Source organism: Mycobacterium sp. NTMscope_MAC_269, assembly GCF_976985695.1.
The window spans coordinates 485,324-508,748 of the sequence record NZ_OZ335668.1 but is presented as its reverse complement, the minus strand read 5'-3'; the positions used below and the strand labels follow the sequence as shown (position 1 = coordinate 508,748).

Sequence of the window (23,425 nt, the reverse complement as noted above, 5' to 3'; positions counted from 1 at the left end):
TCCCTGCAACTGTAACGCCGGTCGGCGGCCAAATCCCCAAAACGAATTGGGTCAACTTTGCACGGCGGCCGCGTGCCTGCCCGTGCTGACGCCGTAGAACTGGTATTCGGAGGGTTTGACCGAGCGGGTCGCCCGCCAGTACTCCCAGGTGTAGCCGCCCCACAGCACGGTGTTCTTGCCGTGTTCGTCCAGGTACCAGCTGCTGCAGCCGCCGCTGTTCCATACCGACGGACCCAGCCTGCGTTGCAGTTCGTCGTTGAATGCGTCCTGGGCGGCGCGGGTCGGGGCGAGCGCCTGCGCGCCCAGCTTGTCGCAGGTGGCGATCGCGTCGGCGACGTAACGGATTTGGGACTCGATCATGAACACCACCGAGTTGTGTCCCAGCCCGGTGTTGGGGCCCAGCAGGAAGAACAGGTTGGGCACATCGGCGACGGTGATCCCGCGGTGGGCGCCGATGCCCTCGCGGTTCCAGCGATCCACCAAATCCTCGCCGCGCAGCCCCTTGATCTGGACGTAGGTGTAGGAGTCGGTGACGTGAAAGCCGGTGGCGTACACGATCACATCGGCTTGCCGGTGGGTCCCGTCGACGGTGTCGATGCCGTCGGCGGTGATCCGAGCGATGTGGTCGGTGACCAGTTCGGTCTTCGGGTCGGCGACCGCGGGGTAATAGGTCGTGGAGTTCAGGATTCGCTTGCACCCGATGCGGTAGTTCGGGGTCAGCTTGCGGCGCAGCTCCCGGTCCTTGACCGATCGGCGAATGTTGTACTTGCTGTAAGCCTCGATGAACTTCAGTAGGTTGGGCCGCTTGGTCATACCGATGGCCAGCGCCTCCTGGCCCCAGTAGATGACCAGACGCACCAGCGCGCGCAGGCCGGGCACGTTCTCCATGGCCCGGCGCACCATTGGTGGGATCTCGGGGTTGGAGCGCGGCACCACCCACGGCGGGGTGCGTTGGTAGAGCTGAAGTTCGGCGACCTGCTCGACGATCTCCGGCACGATCTGGATCGCGCTCGCGCCGGTCCCGATCACGGCCACCCGCTTGCCGTTCAGGTCCACGCTGTGGTCCCACTCCGCGGAATGGAAAGCGGCGCCGGTGAATTCGTCGCGGCCCGCGATGTCGGGCATGGACGGGATGTGCAGCGCGCCGGCGCCCGAGATCAGGAACTGCGCGACGTATTCGCGCCCGTCGGCGGTGAACACGTGCCAGCGGTGCTCGTCGTCGTCCCAGTGGGCCCGATCCACCAACGAGTTGAACTCGATGTAGCGGCGCAGCCCGTACTTCTCGGTGACACCCTTGAGGTAGTCCCAGATCTCGGGCTGATAGGAGAAGGGGTTCTTCCAGTCCGGCTTGGGCTCGTACGAGAACGAATACAGGTGCGACGGGATGTCGCAGGCGCACCCGGGATAGCTGTTGTCGCGCCAGGTGCCGCCGATGTCGTCGGCCTTTTCCAGGATGACAAAGCCCACGCCCTGCTTCTGCAGCGCGATGGCCATCCCCAGGCCGGAGAACCCGGTCCCGATGATGACGGCGCGGGTATGGACGGGCTTGGCGGCCTTGGCCGCCGGGACGGGGGCGGTCTCGGTGTGTGTCACGACGTCGGTCACGGTCGATCGGTCTTTCTAGTCGGGCCAGTCTCGGGTCGGCGCTTGCCGGCATCCTCGGCCGTAGCCACCCCGCTGGCGCAGATACCCAGTACCCAGGGTATCGGTTTGCACGAGTGTTATCGATGGCCGCGGCGATTGTCAACGCCGCGGTTTGCTCAGCTCGCGGCCGGGTTACCGGTCACCATGTCGTGAATCGGCAGGTCGGGATTCATCCCGATGCCCAGCGCCTCCGCGGTTCCGACGATGACCCCCATCATGATGGTCGTCAGGTGTGCGACGAACTGCTCACTTGTCATCAGCCGTGGGCTCTCGGGCTCAGGCCCCAGCCACCACTCGGTGGCCGATGCGGCACAGCCGAACGCCGCGTGCCCGGCCAGTTCGATCGCCGCGTGGTCCAGCTCCATCTCGCGGAGCTCGCTGTCGAACAGGTCGGCCACGGCCAAGGTGATGCCGCGGCCTTCGTCGAGGATCTGGGGGCTGGCCGGCGAGCGGCCCTGGATGAACACCCGCAGCACGTTGGGGTGCTTGTCGACCAGGATCACGTACTCCTCGACGCTGCGCCGGATCACCTCGCGGGCCGAGTCGGTTTTGAGGTCGATGGACGGAAAGATCGCCGCCCAGAGCATGTCGCGCAGCCGCTCCCCGATCGCCCGGAACAGGTCGGACTTGTCGTGAAAATGCCGGTAGATCTTCGGTTTCGCGGTGCCGGCCTCTTCGGCGATTTCCCGCACACTCAGCTCGGGCCCCAGGCGGTCGATGGCGCGGAACGCCGCGTCGACGATTTCGCTGCGCACCTTCTTGCGGTGCTCGCGCCAGCGTTCGCTGCGCGCGTCGACCTTGGCCCCCGGCTTGGCAGCCGGGTGGGGCCTGGAAGGTCGAGGCACTCTCACCACGTCACGCACTTTACCCCGTCGCCGCTTCTGACCTGGGCAGACTGGCGCTACGACACCGCGGTTATCGGTGCCGCTGGGCGTACTCCCCCGGGCTGCAGCCCAGCATCGACCGAAACTCGTTGCTGAAGTGCGCCTGGTCGTACCAGCCGAGCCGCGCGGCCAAGTCTGCGAAGTCGACGCGTCGATCGCTTTCGATCGCCAACGCGGCTTGCTGCAGACGATAACGGCACAGCACCCATTTGACCGGCACACCGACGTAGCGCCGGAACACACGCTGAGTGGTTCGCGCGCTCCAGGGCGAGCACGCCATCACTTGTTCCACCCGGTGCAACGCCTCGTCGTCGTGCATCCGCCGTAGCAGCGCCGTGAGGGCCCTGTACGTCGGGTCGTCGGCGGTCGCCGCGCCAATCGCGGTGTCCAGTTGTGCGGCGGCGAGCTCGACATCGTCGTCGAAAAGCATTGGACGGCCGAACAAGTCATCGTCGACGCGAACGATCCGGCCGGTCAGCGCAGCTGCGTCGCGTCCGAATCGGGCGGTGAACCCGCCGGCGCGGAAACGCGCACCGACCACCACACCACGTCCCGACAGCTGGATGGTGAAGACCCGCTCGACGACCCCGTGTACCAGTGTGGCGGGCAAAGCGAATCCATGGCGCGGCGAGTCGGTGCCCCACTCATGGCAGAGGTTGATCGAGGGGAAAGTGATCACCTGGCTTTCCCGCGGCGCCTGCCCCGTCAGATCCCATCGCACCGACCAAAAATGCTCGACGAAGTCGGCGGCAGCCTCCGACGGTGCCTGGCGGCGGAGGTCGAACACCGAGGCGCTACCCGCGCGTCCGACCACCCCCGGTTCTGGACCAATCGCCTGTGGCGCGTTTTTCCAAGCCTCCACGCGACGAATCTAGCCACGCTGGATGCCATGATTGTGCAACCGATTCCCGAGGGCTACACGAGCTTGACCCCGTTTTTGGTCGTCGATGGCGCCGAAGCCGCCATCACGTTTTACGTCGACGTCTTCGGCGCGACACTCGTTGAGAAGATGGCCGGGCCGAATGACACGATCGCGCACGCGGAGCTGGATTTCGGGCACGGCAGGTTGCAGCTGTCCGATCCCAACCCCGGCTATCAGCTCGAAGCCCCGGGTCGCACCGAGGGGGTGACCCACTCGATCGCGTTCTACTGCGCGCACGTCGACGACGTGCTGGAGCGGGCCCAGAACGCGGGTGCCACGCTCCGAGAGGCGGCCCAGACGTTCGTCACCGGCGACCGGTTCGGATCCATCACCGACCCATTCGGGCAACGCTGGTCGATCATGACAAGAGTCGAAGACGTCGATGCCGCAGAGCGCGAACGCCGGCTTGCCAGCTGGGGCGCCGAGAACCTGTAAAACACCCGTCGAGACGGGCGCAAGGCCTACAGCATGCAGGACACGCAGCCCTCGACCTCGGTGCCCTCCAAAGCCAGCTGGCGCAACCGGATGTAGTACAGCGTCTTGATCCCCTTGCGCCACGCGTAGATCTGCGCCTTGTTCACCTCGCGGGTGGTGGCGGTGTCTTTAAAGAAGAGCGTCAGCGACAGTCCCTGGTCCACGTGCTGGGTCGCCGCGGCGTAGGTGTCGATGATCTTCTCGTAGCCGATCTCGTAGGCGTCCTGGTAGTACTCCAGGTTGTCGTTGGTCAGATACGGCGCCGGGTAGTAGACGCGGCCGATCTTGCCTTCCTTGCGGATCTCGATCTTGCTCGCCACCGGGTGGATCGAGCTGGTCGAGTGGTTGATGTAGCTGATCGACCCCGTCGGCGGGACGGCCTGCAGGTTCTGGTTGTAGATGCCGTGCTCGGCCACCGACTCCTTCAGCCGCTGCCAATCCTCTTGCGTCGGAATGCGAATGCCCGCCTCGGCGAAGATCTCCCGGACCCGCGGGGTGGCCGGCTCCCACGCCTGCTCGGTGTACTTGTCGAAGAACTCGCCCGAGGCGTACTTCGACTTCTCGAAGCCACCGAACTTGCTTCCCCGTTCGATCGCAATGCGATTCGACGCGCGCAGCGCGTGGTAGAGCACGGTGTAGAAGTAGATGTTGGTGAAGTCGACGCCTTCTTCGGAGCCGTAGTGGATGCGCTCGCGGGCCAGGTAGCCGTGCAAGTTCATCTGGCCGAGCCCGATCGCGTGGGACTCGTTGTTGCCCTGCTCGATTGAGGGCACCGAGGTGATGTGCGTCTGGTCGCTCACCGCCGTCAGCGCACGGATCGCCACCTCGATGGTCTGCGCGAAGTCGGGCGAGTCCATCGTCTTGGCGATGTTCAGCGACCCCAGGTTGCACGAAATATCCTTGCCCACTTTGGCATACGACAAGTCGTCGTTGAACACCGACGGCGTGGAGACCTGCAGGATCTCCGAGCACAGGTTCGAGTGGGTGATCTTGCCGTCGATCGGGTTGGCCCGGTTCACCGTGTCCTCGTACATGATGTAGGGGTAACCGGATTCGAACTGCAGCTCCGCCAGCGTCTGGAAGAACTCGCGCGCCTTGATCTTGGTCTTGCGGATGCGGGCGTCGTCGACCATCTCGTAGTACTTCTCGGTCACCGAGATGTCGGCGAACGGCAGACCATAGACCCGCTCGACGTCGTACGGCGAGAACAGGTACATGTCCTCGTTCTTCTTGGCCAGCTCGAAGGTGATGTCGGGAATCACCACGCCCAGGCTCAGCGTCTTGATGCGGATCTTCTCGTCGGCGTTCTCGCGCTTGGTGTCCAGGAACCGGTAGATGTCCGGGTGATGCGCGTGCAGGTACACCGCGCCCGCGCCCTGGCGGGCCCCGAGCTGGTTGGCGTAGGAGAACGAGTCCTCGAGCAGCTTCATGATCGGGATGACGCCCGAGGATTGGTTCTCGATGTTCTTGATCGGAGCGCCGTGCTCTCGAATGTTGCTCAGCAGCAACGCAACTCCCCCGCCGCGCTTGGACAGCTGCAGCGCGGAGTTGATCGATCGCCCGATGGACTCCATGTTGTCCTCGATGCGCAGCAGAAAGCAGCTCACCGGTTCGCCACGCTGCTTTTTGCCCGAGTTCAGAAACGTCGGCGTGGCCGGCTGGAACCGGCCGTCGATGATCTCGTCGACGAGCTTTTCGGCCAGGATGGTGTCACCGGAGGCCAGCGTCAGCGCCACCATGACCACGCGGTCCTCGAAGCGCTCCAGGTAGCGCTTCCCGTCGAACGTCTTGAGCGTGTAGGAGGTGTAGTACTTGAACGCGCCCAGGAACGTGGGGAACCGGAACTTCTTGGCGTAGGCCCGGTCCAGCAGCGTCTTGACGAAGTTGCGGCTGTACTGGTCGAGAACCTCGCGCTCGTAATAGTTCTCCTTGATCAGGTAGTCGAGCTTCTCGTCCTGATTGTGGAAGAACACCGTGTTCTGGTTGACGTGCTGCAGGAAGTACTGGTGTGCGGCCTCGCGGTCCTTGTCGAACTGAATCTTGCCGTCCGCGTCGTACAGATTCAGCATCGCGTTGAGCGCGTGGTAATCCGTCTCCCCCGGCAGTGCGTGGGCTCCGGTGGTTACAGGCTCTGCAGCGACGGTTGTTGACACGTCTGTTCCTTCCAGAAATTGGCTAAGCCCGCACGGACGGCATCCACGTCGTCCTGGGTTCCCATGAGTTCGAAGCGGTAGAGGTAGGGGACGCCGCATTTGCGCGAGATCACGTCGCCCGCGTAGGCGAATTCGGCGCCGAAGTTGTTGTTGCCCGCGGCGATGACGCCGCGGATCAACGAACGGTTGTGCTCATTGTTCAAAAAGGCGATGACCTGTTTGGGGACATAGCCGCCGGCGTTGAGGTCAGGGGTGGCCCGGCCGCCGCCGTAGGTCGGCAGCACCAGCACGTAGGGCTGGTCCACCTCGATACGGCCGTGCAGCGGTATCCGCGTGGCCGGAATCCCCAGCTTCTCCACGAAGCGGTGGGTGTTCTCCGACACGGAGGAGAAATAGACCAGGCTGCGCGACTGCACCGCAACCCTCCTTACCTAACGTCTTGCCTTACGCGCTGAGTTCCACGGCGGCGAGCGCCTTGATGCGGTCGGGCCGAAAACCCGACCAGTGGTCGTTGCCCGCCACCACGACGGGAGCCTGCAGGTAGCCCAGCGCCATCACGTAGTCACGCGCCTCGGAGTCCAACGTGATGTCGACCTTGTCGTAGACGATGCCCTGCTTATCCAGCGCCTTGTAGGTGGCGCTGCACTGCACGCATGCCGGCTTGGTGTACACGGTGATGCTCATAGAATGCCGCTCCTTTGCGGAAGAGGGGGACCCAATGGACTGGCAACTACTTTGTGACTGCGTCTTTGCTAGGTTCAGCGACCCGGCAGGCTCCCTGATTCCCGTCCTGCGGCAACCTGCGCCGAAGAGCTGTCTTCGATCACTTTGCGCCGATTTCGGGGGGTTCACCGAGCCTGGCTGGCTTGGCGATCCCGGGATCCGCCGGTGCATCGAAACACTACACCTAGTGGCTGACAAGATGTCGAGATACAAGATGTTCTGAATAACATTTCTGAAATTCCCTGGTCGTAAGGCCTGTGTTGAACAAATTCAGCAACCCGCCCCGGCGTGTCGCAGATCACACGCCGAGACGAAGGCGCCTCTGCGTATCGGTATAGCAGCGGGCACCGACAAGTCCGGTTTTGAACCGCCGCCCGAGACGGACGCACCGACAGCTAGCAAAGCCGCCAGACGACGCTGGCGGCTTTGGCTATGCGCTGGCGACAACCCCGCTGGTCGCCTCCCGGCCGGCTTGTCGACTTCCGCCAATCAGCCGGCTTCGGCGGCGAGCTTGCCCACAACGTCGCGCACGTTCGCCGACAGCTCGGCATGCTCGGCGGGCGCCCTGCCCTCCAGCGTCGTGAACGGCACGGACAGTTTGATCGACTCGACCACCCGCGCGCCGGCGATGCCGAAGGACTTGCGGGTCTCGTCGTGCGCCCACACCCCGCCGTACCGGCCGAAGGATCCGCCGATGACCGCCAGCGGCTTGTCTTTCAGCGCGCCGTCGCCGAAGGGGCGCGACAGCCAGTCGATCGCGTTCTTGACGACCGCCGGGATGCTGCCGTTGTACTCGGGGGTGACCACCAATGCGGCGTCGGCGTCGGCCGCCGCGGCGCGCAGCGCGGCCACCGGAGCCAACGGTGGTGCGCCCTCGTTCATCGCGTCGTCGATTTCCTCGTTGTAGAACGGCAACTCGCCGAGCCCTTCGAAGACCGTGACGGTGACGCCGTCGGCGGCGACCGCCCCCGCCAGCTCGGCGATCTGGCGGTTGATCGACGCCGCCCGCAGGCTTCCCACTAACGCCAAGATTTTGATTGCCACTTTCGCGGTTTCCCTTCGGTCGTTGGTACACATCCTCGCACGACCTAAACGGACTGTGGTCCGATTTATTCCCTCGGCGTTAAAGTGCAGGAGTGAGCGAGTTGCCCCTGTGCGTCCCGCAGCTGCCCGCGCAGGAGCGGGGCGACGCCATCCGCAACCGCGCACTGTTGCTGGATGCGGCGCGCCGCCTGGTCGCCGAGCGCGGGGTCGACGCCGTCACCATGGACGACGTCGCCGCGGCGGCCGGCGTCGGCAAGGGCACCCTGTTCCGCCGGTTCGGCAGCCGGGCCGGCCTGATGATGGTGCTGCTCGACGAGGACGAACAAGCTGTTCAGCAGGCATTTCTGTTCGGGCCGCCGCCCCTGGGACCCGATGCCCCGCCTTTGGATCGGCTGGTGGCCTTCGGCCGGGAGCGGATCCGCTTCGCCCATACCCACCACGCTCTGCTGTCGGCGGCCAACCGCGATCCCCAGCTCCGCTACGGTCCACCGGCGACCGTGCTGCGGACGCATGTGCGGCTGCTGCTGGCCTCCGCGGGCACGACGGGCAACCTGGGCACCCAGACCGACGCGCTGCTGGCCCTGCTGGACGCGGACTATGTGGAGCACCGGCTGAACAACGGCGGTCACTCCCTGCAGACGCTGGGCGACGCGTGGGAAAGCCTGGCGCGCAAGCTCTGCGGGCGGTGAACACCGGCATGTCCGCGGGGGCACGGGATTGGGTCCTGCATGTGGACCTCGACCAGTTCCTGGCCTCGGTCGAGTTGCGCCGCCGCCCCGAACTGGCCGGTCTGCCCGTCATCGTCGGCGGCAACGGTGATCCGAACGAACCGCGCAAGGTCGTCACGTGCGCCTCCTATGAGGCACGGGAATTCGGTGTGCGGGCGGGCATGCCGCTACGCGCCGCGGCTCGCCGCTGCCCGCCGAACTCGGGGGTGACCTTCCTCCCCGCGGACCCGGCCGCCTACGACGCTGCCTCCGCGCAGGTGATGGGCCTGCTGCGGGATCTGGGGCATCCGCTGGAGGTATGGGGCTGGGACGAGGCCTACGTCGCCGTCCACGCGCAGGATCCCAGCGAGGCGGCACAACGGATCCGCAGCGTCATCTCCTCGGAAACCGGGCTGTCCTGCTCGGTCGGCATCAGCGACAACAAGCAGCGCGCCAAGGTCGCCACCGGCTTCGCCAAGCCGGACGGCATATTCGTGCTCACCGATGCGAATTGGATGGCGCTGATGGCCGACCGCCCGGTCGACGCACTATGGGGCGTGGGGCCCAAGACGGCGAAAAAGCTTGCGGATCTTGACATCACGACGGTATGGCAACTGGCCCACAGCGACGCGGAGTTGTTGACGGCCACGTTCGGGGCGCGCACCGGACTGTGGCTGCTCCTGCTGGCCAAGGGCGGCGGCGACAGCCACGTCAGCGCCGAGCCGTGGGTGCCGCGCTCGCGCAGCCACGTCGTCACCTTTCCCCGCGACCTCACCGACCGCGCCGAGATGGACGCGGCCGTAACGAATTTGGCCGCGCAGGCGCTGGACGACGTCCTGGTCGAAGCGCGGGTGGTGACGCGGGTGGCGGTCACCGTGCGCACCGCAACCTTCTACACCCGCACCAAGATTCGCAAACTCGACGCGCCCACCACCGATCGCGACACGATCGTCGCCGCGGCCTTGCGCGTCCTGGACCTATTTTCCCTGGACCGGCCCGTCCGCTTGCTCGGGGTGCGGCTCGAGTTGCTGATGCCCGACTGACGGCGCCGGAGTAGGTGGCCCGGGGCGTAGCGCGCGGGTGAAGATCACGTTCACCTGGCGCATCGCGACGCTATAAGGCCACCACGCAAGCCTTTTGAACGCGTAGAGCGCGCGGATGTCGGCGGAGGTGTAGATCAGGTACCGGTTCTTGGCCACCCCGGCCAGGATCTTCTCGGCGGCCTTCTCCGGCGACACGGCGTGGCCGGCGAATCGCCGTATCCACCGGGCGACGTTGGGATCCTCGCGGTCCACACCGGCGATCTCCACCGTCCCTACCAGCGGTGTGTTCACCGCCCCCGGCACCACCACCGACACCCCGATACGGTGGCGGGCCAGATCGAAGCGCAGCACCTCCGAGACACCGCGTAATCCGTACTTGCTGGCGCTGTACGCGGCGTGCCAGGGCAGGGCGACCAGCCCGGCCGCCGACGAGACGTTGACCAGATGGCCGCCCCGCTTGGCCGCCACCATCGGCGGCACGAAGGTCTCGATGACGTGGATCGGGCCCATCAGGTTGATGGCGACCATCTTGCTCCACTGCTCGTGGGACAGCCGGTCGACGGTCCCCCAGGCCGACACGCCGGCGATGTTCAACACCAGGTCCATGGCCGGATGAGCGGCGTGGATGTCCGCGGCGAACGCGGCCACCTGGCCGTAGTCGGCGATATCCAGCGACCGATGCTCGGGTACCTGCGCGCCCAGGGCGCGGGCGTCGGCCACCGTCAGCTCCAGACCGTCGGAGTCGCGGTCGGTCAGATAGAGCTCGGCGCCCAGGGCGGCGAGCCGCAACGCCGTGGCGCGGCCGATGCCGCTGGCCGCGCCGGTGACAAAGCACCGCTTCCCCGCGAAATACCGCCCGGATGCCTTCGTCGCCATGGCGGTGACGATACCGCCGGTACCGCCCAGACCGGCTCTAGGGACGCCCGGCCCACAGCGCGTGCAGCCACAACTGCTCGAGCACCCGCACCCGTCGGTCACGATCGCTGTCGGATCCGGTCAGAACCGGGTCGCCGGTCAACACCAGCGCGGTGGTACCGGTCAGGGTGCGGATCAGCGTCGGGAGATCGTCGCTGATCGGCCTGGCGGTCCCGGCCTTCATCTCGGCCTCGACGATGGCGACGATCTGCCCCAGCACCACCTCGAACTGCTGGTCGAGCAGTTCGCGGATCTCGACGTCGGTGTGGCGGGCCTCGTTGCAGGCGGTCACCACCGGATCGTTGTGCTCGTAGACGGCGGCGGCGCTGCCGACCATCCGCTTGGCGAACTCCTCGGGTGACTCGCCCGCCTGGCGTGGCGCGAAGTACTGCGTGAGTTCTTCGAGCTCTTCGGTGGCCTCGGCCATCAGCTGTGCCAGCACCGCGTACTTGGAGTCGAAATAGAAGTAGAAGCCGGAACGGGCCACCCCGGCCCGCAGGCTGATGGTGCTGACCGACAGCTCCGCGAACGGCTTTTCCTGCAGCAGTTCGCGCACGGCCTCCACGATCGCCTGGCGTTGCTTGTCGCCACGCCGACGCGCGCCCGGCTCCGGATTGGCGGGGTGGCTGGTCACTCCCTGACCTTGCACCACGCCGCGCAAAAAGCAAACTTGACAGCCGTCAAGTTTTTCAGCGAAGGTTAGGAATCAGTGACCGCTGTCACCCCGAGGGCACGCAAAGGAGCGTCTATGACCGCGACCATCAGCACTCCGCACTATCTGCTGGATCAGGCGCGGCGCCGATTCACCCCGACGCTGAACACCATCCCGGGGATGGGGGCGATCGAAAAGCGTCTGCTCGCCCACGAATGGGACATGAAAGTCCTGGCAGAGCCCCCCGCCGGCAGCGACCTGAAGCCCGTGCTGGGCGATGCCGGGCTCCCGATCCTCGGCCACATCATCGAGCTGTTCCGCGGCGGTCCGGACTACGCGTTGTACCTCTACCGGAACAAGGGTCCGCTGATCTACCTGGATTCGCCGATCATGCCGGCGGTCACGGCGCTGGGGCCCGACGCCACCCAGGCCGTGTTCTCCAACCGCAACAAGGACTTCTCGCAGAAGGGCTGGCACCCGGTGATCGGGCCGTTCTTCAATCGCGGACTGATGATGCTGGACTTCGATGAGCACATGTACCACCGGCGGATCATGCAGGAGGCGTTCACCCGTAGCCGCCTGACCGGTTACGTCGAGCACATCGACCGCGTGGCGACCGACATCGTCGCCGGTTGGCCGACCAACGATGCGCGCTTCCTGTTCCACCCGGCGATGAAGGAACTCACCCTCGACATCGCGTCCCTGGTGTTCATGGGGCACGAGCCGGGGTCCGACCACGACCTCGTCACCAAGGTCAATCAGGCATTCACCACCACGACCCGCGCCGGCGGCGCGATCATCCGCCAGCCGATTCCGCCGTTCAAATGGTGGCGCGGGCTGCGCGCGCGCCAGCTGCTCGAGGACTACTTCAACGAGCGGGTCAAGGAGCGCCGCCACGCCACCGGCAACGACATGCTCACGGTGCTTTGCCACACCGAGGATGACGACGGCAACAGCTTCACCGACGAGGACATCGTCAACCACATGATCTTCTTGATGATGGCCGCCCACGACACCTCCACGTCGACGACCACCACGATGGTCTACAACATGGCCGCCAACCCCGAGTGGCAGGAGCGGGCGCGCGAGGAGTCGGCTCGGCTCGGCGACGGACCGCTCGACATCGAGTCGCTCGAGAAGCTGGAAACGCTCGAACTGATCATGAACGAATCGCTGCGCATGGTGACGCCGTTGCCATTCAACATGCGCATGGCGGTGCGCGACACCGAGCTGCTGGGCCACTACATTCCGGCCGGAACCAACATCACCATCTGGCCCGGCATGAACCACCGGCTGCCCGAATTGTGGACGGAGCCAGACAAATTCGACCCCGAGCGGTTCGCCGAACCACGCTCGGAGCACAAGAATCATCGCTACGCCTTCGCGCCGTTCGGCGGCGGCGCGCACAAGTGCATCGGCATGGTGTTCGGTCAGCTGGAGGTCAAGACCGTGGTGCACCGGCTGCTGCGCCGCTACCGCATCGAGCTGGCCCGGCCGGGCTACCAGCCGCGCTGGGACTACGGCGGCATGCCGATTCCGATGGACGGCATGCCGATCGTGCTGCGCCCGCTCTGAGCTTCCGCGACGGCGTGTCGCCTTCACCGCCGTCGCGGTAGAGACCGAGTTTCATTTGCGCTACCAGCGGCGCTAGCGCAAATGAAACTCACCCCTTAGTCGGTGAGCCGCAAGCGCGGTATCACTGCGCCACGAGCAGCCGGTTGGCACAGGTGATCACCGCGCGCAGCGCCGATTGCGTCGGATCGTCCGACCAGCCCATCGCCCACTCGGCGCGGGCACCGTCGCTGCCGCGGATGAAAGTGGCTGTGCCGATCGGCGATTGCATCTGATGGAACTTCACGATTTCGACGGTGACGCCGCGCTGGTGCAGCATCGCGGTCAGGGCCGCGATCGGGCCGGTGGCGGCCGCCGTCGCGGTGCCGATGCGGTCGCCCAGGGCGATCACCGCCTGGAAGTTGCGGGCCTGCGGGCCCGGTCGCGAGGCGTCGGTGCACTCCCATTGGCCTAGCCGCAGCGGTCCGCAACTGCGTCCGTACGTCGCGACGAAGTCCTGCCAGGACATGGCGCCGGCCTGCTCACGCAGGCCGCGGGGCAACGAGACGCCGAAGCGGTCGCCGAACCACACGCTGGCGGGGCCGAGAAGTTGGAACCGATTGCGCTCGGGAAAAGTCATGATGCCGGTCTTCTCTGGTCAGTTGGAGCGACCGACGGCAGTAGCTTCCGACCCACAGCGGGGGGTCGGTCAGGATCAGACCCCGCTGCGGGTGCTGGCTACTACGAAACGCGCGAGAAGACGCATGGGCGTTGACATTAGACCCCTGCGCGCCGCGCCTGCAACTCCCCGCGCAACCGTACAAAAAAATATAGAAAATAAATCGAAGAACTTGGTTTACGTGCGTCTAACAACGGTTATTGGACACGTGTGGTGCAGAAATCGGGCCATGCGCCCCTCACACGAAAGGCACGATCATGAAGGCGAAAGGGACCAAGAAGACCCTCAAAGCTGCCGTCGCGGCCCTCGGGTTGGCCGCGGTGCTCGCGGTACCCGGATGCGCGACTGCTATGGGCGGTGGCGGCGGCGGCGGTTTGACCGGCGGTACCGGCGGCGGGGGCCTCTTGGGCGGGGTCCTGGGCGGCATTCTCTAACCGCTCACCACAAGCGGCCCGCCGGACCGCTGCGCTGTTGGCGGTATCCAGCGGTCGCTTGCCTTCATCCGTAAACGCTCCGGATTGCGGGACAAACTTCGCAATTGCAAACCATTGCAATTGCGGTGCTTGAATTGCGCCTAATTGCGTCGCGTTAATGGCGCTTATGCGATGTCGCTTTGGGCACGATATGCCTCGGCATCGGGCGTTGCCCCGTACAAGGACAAGGGCACGAAAGTTGCTGTTGCAGTGTGTGTTTGGCATGCACCGCACAACCCGGCGAGACTCGATAAAAGTAATGAATGGCTCTTTACGTACGTCTAATAATCGGTATAGCATCCGATTTGCAGCGCAGTGTACGCGCCGTCACCCCTCCCGGAAGAAAGGATTCCATTGTGCATTCAACGAAGGCGAAGAAGGCCATTAAAACTGTCGCGGCCACCGCGGGATTCGTCATGGTGTTGTTCGCCCCGACCGGGTGCTTGGTGACGGGAACCACCGCCGGAACCGGCGGCGGCACCACCGGTGGCACGCTCGGTGGCACGGTGGGCGGCATCGTGGGCGGCATCACCGGAAGTCTCGGCCTGTAACAGATCACGACAGCGACCCGCCGGATCCCCTTGCCGGCGGGTCGCTTGTTGTCTACCCGGCCGGACCGACCGCCGGCTCAAACCTTAGATACGCCTGAATCGTGGTGCCGGTCCTGGTCGTGTGCGTGCGCACCAGGTCCGAAATCGCGTTGACCAAGTACAGCCCGCGGCTCGCGGGGCCGCACGGGCCCGGGTCGAGGCGGCCCACCAGCGGGTCGTCGAACTGTCCGGTGTCGCGAGCCTCGCACACCAGATGCCCGTCGTCTTTCCAGAAGGCCAACCGGCAGGCGCCCCCGGTGTACATCAGGCTGTTGGTGGCCAGCTCGGTGGCCACCAGCTGGAGATCCTCAATGCTTTCCTGGGACAGCCCCATCCATCCCGCGTAGTCGACGGCGAAAGAGCGCGCGGGCCGAAGATCCGCCGACTTCCGCACCATGTAGGTGACGGCGCCAGGGCTTGCGGCCAACGGTTGGTTGCAGCGCTGCAAGACTTCGTTCGGCGCGTAGTGCGGGCTGCGGTGTAGCGCACCGTTTTTCCACAGCAGCGGGTGCGTCGCTCGCGCATCCATCAGGACGCCGTTGTCGATCACGCTCGCGTCGTAGAGGCACAGGCTTGTGGCCGGGTATCCGTCCATCGCCGTGTTGACCAGCGCTTCGTGCTCGATGCAGGCGAGGAACTCCTCCTCGGTGCGGCCGGGCCACGCGAGCTGGCTGACGATCCGCACCCGCCGATCCGGGTGCTCGTCGATGAACGCGCCCTCCGTCGCCATGAACCGGCTCGGGTTGCGGGCTGCCTCGGTGATGTCCGTCGTGTGCACGTCGGCAGGCAGAGCCTCGCCGGCGTACAACGCGCCTTGCAGCACGGCCAGCGTCTCGGGCGGCACGGCAAGCAGCACCGCCTCGCCTGACGCCAAACCGTCGCCGACGAAGCGGCCCACCAAGTCCAAAAACTCCTGCTGAGAGTGATAAATCAATGCGGAGTGGACGAAACCGTATTGTCTGGTTTCGGTATCCGCCGTCACTTCAGCGCTCTCGCTTTCGATCACTTACGCCAACCCCCTGCTGGATCGGCTGTCGCCTTTCCCCCCTTCCAGTACCCCAGACGGGCCCTGGCTATGCGGCGCAACAGATCACATTTGGGCACATGCGCGCGGGAGGCAACATCGGCTGGTGCGGCTACAGCCACCAGGAGGCGGCGGCGTCGAGGTGACGGCGCAGGCGATAGCAGGCGACGCTCTCGTCGGCGGCCTCGACCGCCTCGACAATGCGCAGGTGGGCGTGGTGCACGGCCAGCACGTCCGACCAGGTCGGCATCGCCTGGCCCGTGCTCGACCAGTGCCGGCGGAACAACTCGACGATGATCCGCAGGAACAGATCCAGCAGCGCGTTGCCGGCAAGCTGCGCCAGCCCGATGTGGAAGTTGAACTCCTCAGCGATGGCCTGCCGCACGTCGTCGGGCGTCTGCTGCGCGGTGTCCGGCAGCCCGGCCCGGTGCGCGGCGAGGAATGCCGCCACCTCGGGCTCGCCGAGCCGCTTGACGACCTTGGCGACGTTGTCGATCTCGATCGCGTCGCGGACGCACCGCAGGTCTTCGCGGCTCGGGTCGCGGTATTGCAGATACAACGCGATCGTGTCGATGCTGGCCTGGGCCGCGGGCCGGGTGATGACGAGCCCGCCGCCGGGTCCGCGGCGCATGTGGGCGATCGAGTGGTATTCGAGCAGGCGTACCGCCTCGCGCAACACCGCGCGGCTCACCCGGTAGCGCTCCAGCAGGGCCGTCTCGGTCCCGAAGACCGACCCGACGTGCCAGCCGCTGGCGGCGATGTCGTCACCGATGGTGACCGCCAGCATTTCGGCCAGCTTGCCCCGGTGCGCCTCGGAATCCAGGCGGCGCCGCCGCGTGCGTCCGCGGACCCTGTCGCCGGGATGATGCTGTTTCAGCCAGCCCGTCACGGCCTCGACGTGTCGCTCCGACAGCGTTTTGGCGCGCGCGGAATCACCGGCCGTGACGGCCGCGACGATCTTGGAGTGGTGGGCGTGCAGGTGGTCGACCGCCTCGATCGCCTCGGTCGCCGAGTCCGTTCGCGACGCCAGCGCGTAGCGCGTGGTGAGCCTCATCAGGACGTCGATAAACAATTGCAGCACCGGGTTTTTCGATTGCTCGGCCAGCGCGATGTGGAACTCGTCGCGCGGCGCCGGTAAGCCCGGCTTCCACTGCTCCTCGGCGTGTAACACCTCCCGCAGCCGCGCGATGCCGGCTTCGTCGATGCGCTCGGCGGCGAGCGAGGCCGCCAACGGCTCGAGCACCAGACGGGCGTTGAGCAGATCGCCCAGCGTCGTGCCCAGGTATTCGAGATAGATGACGACGGCGCGGGTGGCGGGTCCGGCGTCGGGCTCGCAGATGTACAAGCCGCCGCCGCGGCCGCGGCGCATCCGGGCGACCTGGTGATGCTCGACCAGGCGAACGGCCTCGCGCAGCACCGATCGGCTCACACCGAAGCGCTGCTGCAGGGCGAATTCGGATCCCAGCGATTCGCCGACGGCCCAGCCGCGGCGGACGATGTCCGCCTCGATGTCGCGGGCGAGGATCGACGCCAGTTTGTCCGCGTGGCCGGCTTTGGAGTCCTCACTCATCTGAGCTCAATCACGCTGTGACTCAACAGGTGAGCAGCATGCACCCCGCGACGGGCCCACCGCCGACGGAAACCACGCCGACCTCCGGGCGGCGGGCGACCTGCCGCTCCCCCGCATCGCCGCGCAACTGCAGGCACCCTTCGTGCAACGCCCAGTAGCCGTGCATGCGCCCCGCCGAGAGTTGACCGCCGTAGGTGTTCAGCGGCAGCGCGCCGTCGCGGGCGATCCGCACCCCGCCCTCGACGAACGGTCCCGCCTCTCCGTCCCCACAGACCCCGAGGGCTTCCAGCCATGCCAGCGTGAGAAACGTGAATCCGTCGTACAACTGGGCGACGTCGAGATCGCCCGGCCGCAAATCCGTCCGCGACCACATCTGCGCCGTGGCGTCCGACATCGCCATCCGCGGGTAGTCGTCGCGGTGAAACCAGCCTCCGGCGCCGTCGGATCCACCGATCGCCTCCACCTTCACCGCGCGGTGCGGACAGTCGGCGGCGTAGTCGGCGTGCGACACCACCACCGCGATCGAGCCGTCGATCGGGACGTCGCAGTCCAGCAGCCCAAACGGGGTGGACACCAGCCGCGCACCCAAATAATCGGCCATCGTCATCGGGTCGCGGTACACCGCACGGGGATTCAGTGCGGCGTTGCGCCTGCCGTTCAGCGCCACCCACCCGAGCTGCTCTTTGGTGGTCCCGTACAGCTCCATGTGTCGACGGCAGTTGAGCGCCAGCCAGTTCGCCGCCGAATAGGCCTGTGCCGCAACGAGATCATTGACGTCGTCCATCGCGCCGACCGCGGGCTTCGGCTCGCCTTCCGGCGTCTCGAACATCCGCGCCAACGGAGGGGCTTCAGCGTTTTTTTCCTGCTTGACCGGAACGGTGCCACCGAGCATCTGGATCGTCCGGTACACCACCACGTGCCGGGCGCGGCGCTCGGAGACCGCGCGGCAGGCCGACATCACCGGCGACAGCAGACCGCCGGTGCCGAATCCGGACCCGCAGTCCGCGGCGTCGATACGCAGTCGGGCGTTGACGTCTTCGGCGGGTGTGTCGCCCAGCGTGGCGATGCCGTCGATGTCGGTCGGGGTCAATCCGGCGTCCTCGATGGCGGAGCGCACCGCCTCCATGGTCAGCTCCACGCCCGGGATGCCGGTGCGACGGCCGATCCGTGAGATCCCGATGCCGGACAAGATCGCGTCTTTTTCGAAATGCGTCATGTACACCGCCCGTCAGACCACACCGTCGCCGCGTCGAATCAATTGAGTGTACTGTATTCGTCGTGTCAGACGGGGCGCTGCTCATCGAGTACTGCGACGACTGTGCGCGGTGGGTGCATCCGGCGAGCGGCGAATGCCGCGGTTGCGGGGGCCCACTGGTCGCGCGCGAGGTGTCCGGGCGCGGCACGGTGTTCACCTACACGGTCAACCACCACCCGTACAACCCGGAGATCCCCACCCCCTACGTCATCGCCATCGTCGAGCTCGCCGAGCAGAGCGGCCTGCGGGTTGCAGCCAATATCGTTGACTGCGAACCCGATTCGGTGGCCTGCGGGATGCCGGTCGCGCTGCTGCCGGAACGCGGCGGCGGCGGCGCGGCGCAGTTCGCACCCATTTGATCTGCGCGGCGTGCGTCGTGAGCTAGTTGATCAGCGGGTCACGCGGCATGCCGAGGATCCGCTCGGCGATCTGATTGCGCGTCACCTCCGAGGTGCCGCCGGCGATCGCCATGCCGCGGGCTCCCATCATCAAGCGGCCGGCCAGGGCGCCGGGGCCGTCGAGGAGTGCGACCTGCGGACCCAGGAGTGCCGCCATGATCGCGGCGCCCTCCACCATGTGCTCGGCCAGCTTCAGCTTGGTGACGTTGCCCTCGGGGCCCGGGCCCGCGCCTTCGACGCTGCGCGCGGCGCGTCGTAGGTTCAGCAGGCGCAGTGCGGTCTCCCCGGCCAGGTACGTCCCGACCCGAACGTTCCCGCCCGCCAACCGATCCGGTCGTTCCTGGGTCAGCTGCACCAGCTGCGCGGCCAGCCCCTCGTAGAACGACCCGCTGCCGCCGATGCTGACCCGCTCGTTGCCCAGCGTGGCGCGGGCGACCGTCCAGCCGGAGTTGGGCGTTCCGACGACGTCTTCGTCGGGCACGAACAGGTCGTTGAAGAAGACCTCGTTGAAGTCCGAGCCACCGGTGATCTGCCGCAGCGGCCGCACCTCGACCTCGGGCGCGTTCATGTCGACGATCACCGTGGTGATGCCGGCGTGCTTGGGCGCGTCGGGGTCGGTGCGCACCGTGGCCAGGCCGCGCGCGCAGTAGTGCGCACCGCTGGTCCACACCTTCTGGCCGTTGATCTTCCAGCCCCCGTCGACCCGGGTGGCCCGCGTCTTGATCGACGCCGCGTCCGAGCCGGCGTCGGGCTCGGAGAACAGCTGGCACCAGATCTCGTCTTTGCGCAGCGCCTTCTCCACGAATCGTTCGATCTGCCAAGGCGTTCCGTGCTGGATGAGGGTCAGGATCACCCACCCGGTGATTCCGTAGTCGGGCCGCTTGATGCTTGCCGCGCGGAACTCCTCCTCGATGACCAGCTGCTCGACGGCGTCGGCCGCGCGTCCCCACGGTTTGGGCCAGTGCGGCATCACGTAGCCGGTCTCGATCAGCTTGTCCCGCTGGGCGTCCTTGTCCAGGGCGGCGATCTGCGTGGCGTCGGCGCGCACGCGGGTGCGCAGTTCTTCGGCCTCGGGTGGCAGGTCGAGGCTGTTTTCGCGGACGGCGCCGGCGGCGGTCCGCTCGAAGACGTCGGCGGCCGGGGCGTCACCCCCGAACAGTGCGGTGCTCACCACCGCACGCCGCAGGTGCAGGTGCGCGTCGTGTTCCCAGGTGAAGCCGATGCCGCCGTGCACCTGGATGTTGAGCTCGGCGTTGCGGACGTAGGCCGGGAACGCCAGTGCCGCGGCCACCGCGGCGATCAGGCGGAATTGGTCTTCGTCCGCCGAGGTGTCCTCGCCCTCCGCGCGGGCGGCGTCCCAGACGGCGGCGATACCGGACTCCGCGCCCACCAGCATGTTGGCGCAGTGATGCTTGACCGCCTGGAACGTCGCGATGGTGCGCCCGAACTGCTGGCGCACCTTGGCGTAGTCGACGGCCGCATCCACGCAGTCCGACGCACCGCCCACCGCCTCGGCGGCCAGCAGGGTCCGGGCGCGGGCCAGCGCCGACTGCCGCGCCCCCGACAGGATGTCACCGTCGGACACCCGGACGTCCTTCAGGCGGACCCGTCCGGATCGCCTTGTCGGATCAAAGTTTTCCGGCACCTCGACCGAAACGCCGTCGCGGTCGCGCTCGAGCACGAGCACGTCGTCGCCGGCGGCGATCAGCAGCAGCTCGGCGAGCCCGGCGCCCAACACGATTCCGGCCTCACCGTTCGCGACACCGTTGTCGATCTGCACCTGGCTGTCCAGACCGATGCCCGCGGTGACCGTTCCATCGACCAGGCCCGGCAATAGCCGCGACTTCTGTTCCGCCGCACCGTCTTTGGCGATCACTGCGGAGGCGATCACCGTGGGGACGAACGGCCCCGGCGCTACCGCTCGGCCGAGTTCCTCAATCACCACCACCAGTTCGGGCAGCCCGAAGCCGGAGCCGCCGTACTCTTCGTCGACGTGCAGGCCGAGCCAGCCCAACTCGACCAGGTTGTGCCAGAACCCGGGCCGGGGCTCGTCGGAGGCATCGAGCAGCGATCGCGCCGCCCAGCGCGCCTTCTGCGCGGTCAAAAACCCCCGAGCCACCTCGGCGAGTTCACGATGGTCGTCGGTTATTGCGATACCCATGAGGGCCCTCCTCGCGCCACATGCCAGCCGGGTGTGATTGCCCCAGAAGCTGGGTGCCTGCCCCGCTTCGAGGGGAAGCGGGGCGGCTGGCTAAAGAGTGTACTTAATGCGGGGAGGGCCCCAACGGGGGGCGTCTACTTGGGTGCGAACCGCTGCCCGGCGTCCAGGCGCAGGCATTGGCCGTTGAGCATCGGGTTGTCCACGATGGCCGCCGCCAGCTTGGCGTACTCCTCGGGACGGCCCAGGCGCTTGGGGAAGGCGGCGTCCTTGGTCAGCGCCGCCGCGAATTCGTCCGGAATGCCCTGGGTCAGGCCCGTCGCGAACAGGCTCGGGGCGATTCCCAGCACCCGGATACCCACCGAGCCCAGGTCACGGGCCATGGTCAGGCACATGCCGGCGATGCCCGCCTTGGCGGCGGTGTAGGCGACCTGCCCGATCTGGCCCTCGAAGGCCGCGATCGACGCGGTGTTGATGATGACGCCGCGCTCCCCGGTGTCGGGGTCTTCGGGCTCGTTCTTCGCCATATGCGCGGCGGCCAGCCGGCTGATGTTGAAGGTGGCGATGAGGTTGAGGTCGATCACTGACTGGAAGGATTCGAGGTCGTGCGGGCCGGACTTGGTCAGCGTCCGCTTGGCGATGCCGCCACCGGCGGTGGTGATGATGACGTGCAGCCCACCGAGCTTGTCGACCGCGGACTGCAGGGTCTCCTCGGTGCCGGTGAAGTCGGTGACGTCGACGGGGTAGAAGGTACCGCCGATGCCTTCGGCCACCGTCTTACCGTCGGAGCCCTCGCGGTCGAGCACCGCGACGTCCGCGCCGCGTTCGTGCAGCAGCTCGGCGCTGGCCCGACCCATTCCCGACGCGCCGCCGATGACGACGACCTTCTTCCCGTTGATCTCCATCCGGACCTCCCATTTGTAGGCTTGTCAGAATCCATGCAATCTGTAACGTTACGTAGGCACGCTAGCGTGTCCGCTCCGGACGCTTGTCACCGAGCCATGCCAAGCTGGCAACCGTGCTCCTCCTCGACGTGGCAGCGGCGTCGACCGACGTCGCAAGCACGTCGTCGCGGCTGAGAAAAGTCGCCCATATCGCCGACCTGCTGGCGCGGGCCGCGCCCAACGGGGCCCTGGTCACGATCGTCGTGTCCTGGCTGTCCGGCGAGTTGCGGCAACGCCAGATCGGGGTCGGTTGGGCGGCGCTGCGTTCGCGGCCGCCACCGGCCGCCGACGCGACGCTGACCGTCGGCGCCGTCGACGCCACCTTCTCCGAGATCGGGGCCGTCTCCGGCAAAGGCGCGCAATCCCGCCGCGCCGCACTTTTGGCCGCGTTGTTCGCCGCCGCCACCGAAACCGAGCAGACGTTCCTGCTGCGATTGCTCAGCGGCGAACTGCGTCAGGGCGCGTTGGCCGGAATCATGGCCGACGCCGTGGCCAAGGCGGCGACGGTTCCCGCCCCGGCGGTGCAGCGCGCCGCGATGCTGGCCGGCGACCTGCCCGCCGTCGCGGCCGCGGCCCTGTCCGGTGAGGCCTCGGCGCTGGACGCCTTCACCCTGCGGGTCGGCCGCCCGGTGGGCCCGATGCTGGCGCAGACCGCGACCGGCGTGGCCGATGCGATCGAACGCCACGGTGGCGCAACGATTTTCGAAGCCAAGCTGGACGGCGCGCGGGTCCAGATCCACCGCGCCGGCGACGAGGTCACCGTCTACACCCGAAGCCTCGACGACGTCACCGCCCGGGTGCCCGAAGTGGTGCAGGCGACGCTGGCGCTGCCCGTGGCCGACCTCATCGCCGACGGCGAGGCGATCGCGCTGCGGCCCGACAACCGGCCGCAGCGCTTCCAGGTCACCGCGTCGCGGTTCGGCCGCTCGGTCGACATCGCCGCAGCCGTTGCCGCACAACCACTTTCGGTGTTCTTCTTCGACATCCTGCATTGCGACGGCGTCGACCTGCTCGACGCGCCGACCAGCGACCGGCTGGCCGCGCTGGACGCGCTGGTGCCGGCCGCGCAGCGGGTCGATCGGCTACTCACCTCCGACCCGGTCGCGGCGGGCGCGTTCCTGGACGCGACGCTGGCCGCCGGTCACGAGGGCGTGCTGGCCAAGGCGCCCGGCGCGCCGTATCAGGCCGGCCGCCGCGGGGCGGGCTGGCTGAAGGTCAAGCCCGTGCACACCCTGGACCTGGTGGTGCTCGCCGTGGAGTGGGGATCGGGGCGTCGCCGCGGCAAACTCTCCAATATCCACCTCGGCGCCCGCGACCCGGACAGCGGCGAATTCGTCATGGTCGGAAAGACTTTCAAGGGCATGACCGACGCGATGCTGCAGTGGCAGACCGTCCGGTTCAGCGAGCTGGCGATAGGCGGCACCAACAATTACGTCGTGCACGTGCGCCCCGAGCAGGTGGTCGAGGTGGCCCTGGACGGCGTGCAGAAGTCGTCGCGCTACCCGGGCGGGGTGGCGCTGCGGTTCGCCCGCGTGGTGCGGTATCGCGACGACAAGGGCCCCGCCGAGGCCGACACCATCGACGCCGTGCGCGCGCTGTACTAGATGCACAGGCGCTCGACG

23 protein-coding genes are annotated in these 23,425 nt (G+C 66.9%); 8 read left to right on the top strand and 15 right to left on the bottom strand.

Annotation, left to right across the window (positions count from 1 at the left end; all coding sequences use genetic code 11):
• Nucleotides 1-51: 51 nt before the first annotated feature.
• From ACZ50Z_RS02500 to ACZ50Z_RS02490, 3 genes are all read right to left on the bottom strand, one after another.
• Nucleotides 52-1,605: a flavin-containing monooxygenase gene (locus ACZ50Z_RS02500; protein ID WP_464482123.1), complete on the bottom strand. Its 1,554-nt coding sequence runs from the start codon at nt 1,603-1,605 to the stop codon at nt 52-54.
• A 155-nt stretch (nt 1,606-1,760) separates the two neighbouring features.
• Nucleotides 1,761-2,498, bottom strand: coding sequence for a TetR/AcrR family transcriptional regulator (locus ACZ50Z_RS02495; protein WP_464482122.1), 738 nt, complete (start codon nt 2,496-2,498; stop codon nt 1,761-1,763).
• A 61-nt stretch (nt 2,499-2,559) separates the two neighbouring features.
• A complete protein-coding gene (locus ACZ50Z_RS02490; RefSeq protein WP_464482121.1) occupies nt 2,560-3,390 on the bottom strand; it encodes a DUF6597 domain-containing transcriptional factor in 831 nt (276 codons plus the stop codon).
• A gap of 27 nt (nt 3,391-3,417) precedes the next feature.
• On the opposite strand from ACZ50Z_RS02490, the gene ACZ50Z_RS02485 reads away from it, so the two are divergent.
• A complete protein-coding gene (locus ACZ50Z_RS02485) occupies nt 3,418-3,885 on the top strand; it encodes a VOC family protein (RefSeq protein WP_464482120.1) in 468 nt (155 codons plus the stop codon).
• A 26-nt stretch (nt 3,886-3,911) separates the two neighbouring features.
• Here the strand turns inward: ACZ50Z_RS02485 and nrdE are convergent, their stop codons facing one another.
• The 4 genes from nrdE to ACZ50Z_RS02465 form a co-directional block, all read right to left on the bottom strand.
• A complete protein-coding gene (gene nrdE, locus ACZ50Z_RS02480; RefSeq protein ID WP_464486058.1) occupies nt 3,912-6,029 on the bottom strand; it encodes a class 1b ribonucleoside-diphosphate reductase subunit alpha in 2,118 nt (705 codons plus the stop codon).
• Nucleotides 6,030-6,046: 17 nt separating this feature from the next.
• Nucleotides 6,047-6,493: a class Ib ribonucleoside-diphosphate reductase assembly flavoprotein NrdI gene (gene nrdI, locus ACZ50Z_RS02475; protein WP_464482119.1), complete on the bottom strand. Its 447-nt coding sequence runs from the start codon at nt 6,491-6,493 to the stop codon at nt 6,047-6,049.
• Nucleotides 6,494-6,521: 28 nt separating this feature from the next.
• Nucleotides 6,522-6,761 (bottom strand): redoxin NrdH, encoded by a 240-nt coding sequence (locus ACZ50Z_RS02470; RefSeq protein ID WP_064936759.1) that lies wholly within the window; start codon nt 6,759-6,761, stop codon nt 6,522-6,524.
• A gap of 528 nt (nt 6,762-7,289) precedes the next feature.
• Nucleotides 7,290-7,877, bottom strand: coding sequence for an NAD(P)H-dependent oxidoreductase (locus ACZ50Z_RS02465; protein WP_464482118.1), 588 nt, complete (start codon nt 7,875-7,877; stop codon nt 7,290-7,292).
• Nucleotides 7,878-7,936: 59 nt separating this feature from the next.
• Here ACZ50Z_RS02465 and ACZ50Z_RS02460 point away from each other — a divergent pair, with 59 nt between their 5' ends.
• Together ACZ50Z_RS02460 and ACZ50Z_RS02455 are read left to right on the top strand one after the other, a co-directional pair.
• Nucleotides 7,937-8,533: a TetR/AcrR family transcriptional regulator gene (locus ACZ50Z_RS02460; protein WP_464482117.1), complete on the top strand. Its 597-nt coding sequence runs from the start codon at nt 7,937-7,939 to the stop codon at nt 8,531-8,533.
• Nucleotides 8,534-8,541: 8 nt separating this feature from the next.
• Nucleotides 8,542-9,594 carry a DNA polymerase IV gene (locus ACZ50Z_RS02455; RefSeq protein WP_464486057.1) on the top strand — a complete coding sequence of 351 codons (1,053 nt, stop codon included), beginning with the start codon at nt 8,542-8,544 and terminating at the stop codon, nt 9,592-9,594.
• On the opposite strand, the gene ACZ50Z_RS02450 is transcribed toward ACZ50Z_RS02455, so the two are convergent.
• Nucleotides 9,529-10,470, bottom strand: a complete 942-nt coding sequence (locus ACZ50Z_RS02450) for an SDR family oxidoreductase (RefSeq protein WP_464482116.1) — start codon at nt 10,468-10,470, stop codon at nt 9,529-9,531. The two genes, ACZ50Z_RS02455 and ACZ50Z_RS02450, sit on opposite strands and share 66 nt — an antisense overlap.
• Before the next feature lie 37 nt (nt 10,471-10,507).
• Nucleotides 10,508-11,143: a TetR/AcrR family transcriptional regulator gene (locus ACZ50Z_RS02445; RefSeq protein ID WP_464482115.1), complete on the bottom strand. Its 636-nt coding sequence runs from the start codon at nt 11,141-11,143 to the stop codon at nt 10,508-10,510.
• A gap of 114 nt (nt 11,144-11,257) precedes the next feature.
• Between ACZ50Z_RS02445 and ACZ50Z_RS02440 the strand changes: the two genes are divergently transcribed.
• Nucleotides 11,258-12,736, top strand: coding sequence for a cytochrome P450 (locus tag ACZ50Z_RS02440; protein ID WP_464482114.1), 1,479 nt, complete (start codon nt 11,258-11,260; stop codon nt 12,734-12,736).
• Nucleotides 12,737-12,857: 121 nt separating this feature from the next.
• Here ACZ50Z_RS02440 and ACZ50Z_RS02435 read toward each other — a convergent pair whose 3' ends face one another.
• Nucleotides 12,858-13,352 (bottom strand): homocitrate synthase, encoded by a 495-nt coding sequence (locus tag ACZ50Z_RS02435; RefSeq protein ID WP_464482113.1) that lies wholly within the window; start codon nt 13,350-13,352, stop codon nt 12,858-12,860.
• A gap of 296 nt (nt 13,353-13,648) precedes the next feature.
• Here ACZ50Z_RS02435 and ACZ50Z_RS02430 point away from each other — a divergent pair, with 296 nt between their 5' ends.
• Nucleotides 13,649-13,825 carry a hypothetical protein gene (locus tag ACZ50Z_RS02430; protein ID WP_464482112.1) on the top strand — a complete coding sequence of 59 codons (177 nt, stop codon included), beginning with the start codon at nt 13,649-13,651 and terminating at the stop codon, nt 13,823-13,825.
• A gap of 395 nt (nt 13,826-14,220) precedes the next feature.
• Nucleotides 14,221-14,415 (top strand): hypothetical protein, encoded by a 195-nt coding sequence (locus ACZ50Z_RS02425; RefSeq protein ID WP_464482111.1) that lies wholly within the window; start codon nt 14,221-14,223, stop codon nt 14,413-14,415.
• A gap of 52 nt (nt 14,416-14,467) precedes the next feature.
• Here ACZ50Z_RS02425 and ACZ50Z_RS02420 read toward each other — a convergent pair whose 3' ends face one another.
• The 3 genes from ACZ50Z_RS02420 to ACZ50Z_RS02410 all read right to left on the bottom strand — a co-directional run bounded on the left by ACZ50Z_RS02420 (nt 14,468) and on the right by ACZ50Z_RS02410 (nt 18,264).
• Nucleotides 14,468-15,460, bottom strand: a complete 993-nt coding sequence (locus tag ACZ50Z_RS02420; RefSeq protein WP_464482110.1) for an anti-sigma factor RsbA family regulatory protein — start codon at nt 15,458-15,460, stop codon at nt 14,468-14,470.
• 130 nt (nt 15,461-15,590) lie between these two features.
• Complete coding sequence (locus tag ACZ50Z_RS02415) at nt 15,591-17,048, bottom strand: FadR/GntR family transcriptional regulator (protein ID WP_464482109.1); 1,458 nt, start codon at nt 17,046-17,048, stop codon at nt 15,591-15,593.
• A gap of 22 nt (nt 17,049-17,070) precedes the next feature.
• Nucleotides 17,071-18,264 (bottom strand): thiolase family protein, encoded by a 1,194-nt coding sequence (locus tag ACZ50Z_RS02410; RefSeq protein WP_464482108.1) that lies wholly within the window; start codon nt 18,262-18,264, stop codon nt 17,071-17,073.
• 62 nt (nt 18,265-18,326) lie between these two features.
• On the opposite strand from ACZ50Z_RS02410, the gene ACZ50Z_RS02405 reads away from it, so the two are divergent.
• On the top strand, nt 18,327-18,662 hold the full coding sequence (locus ACZ50Z_RS02405; RefSeq protein WP_464482107.1) for a Zn-ribbon domain-containing OB-fold protein: 336 nt from the start codon (nt 18,327-18,329) through the stop codon (nt 18,660-18,662).
• Between the two features lie 22 nt (nt 18,663-18,684).
• On the opposite strand, the gene ACZ50Z_RS02400 is transcribed toward ACZ50Z_RS02405, so the two are convergent.
• The gene (locus ACZ50Z_RS02400; RefSeq protein WP_464482106.1) at nt 18,685-20,862 is read right to left on the bottom strand and encodes an acyl-CoA dehydrogenase; all 2,178 of its coding nucleotides are present in this window, start codon (nt 20,860-20,862) and stop codon (nt 18,685-18,687) included.
• 134 nt (nt 20,863-20,996) lie between these two features.
• Nucleotides 20,997-21,764, bottom strand: coding sequence for an SDR family NAD(P)-dependent oxidoreductase (locus ACZ50Z_RS02395; RefSeq protein WP_464482105.1), 768 nt, complete (start codon nt 21,762-21,764; stop codon nt 20,997-20,999).
• A 113-nt stretch (nt 21,765-21,877) separates the two neighbouring features.
• On the opposite strand from ACZ50Z_RS02395, the gene ACZ50Z_RS02390 reads away from it, so the two are divergent.
• Nucleotides 21,878-23,407, top strand: a complete 1,530-nt coding sequence (locus tag ACZ50Z_RS02390; protein WP_464482104.1) for an ATP-dependent DNA ligase — start codon at nt 21,878-21,880, stop codon at nt 23,405-23,407.
• The last annotated feature ends 18 nt before the right edge of the window (nt 23,408-23,425 follow it).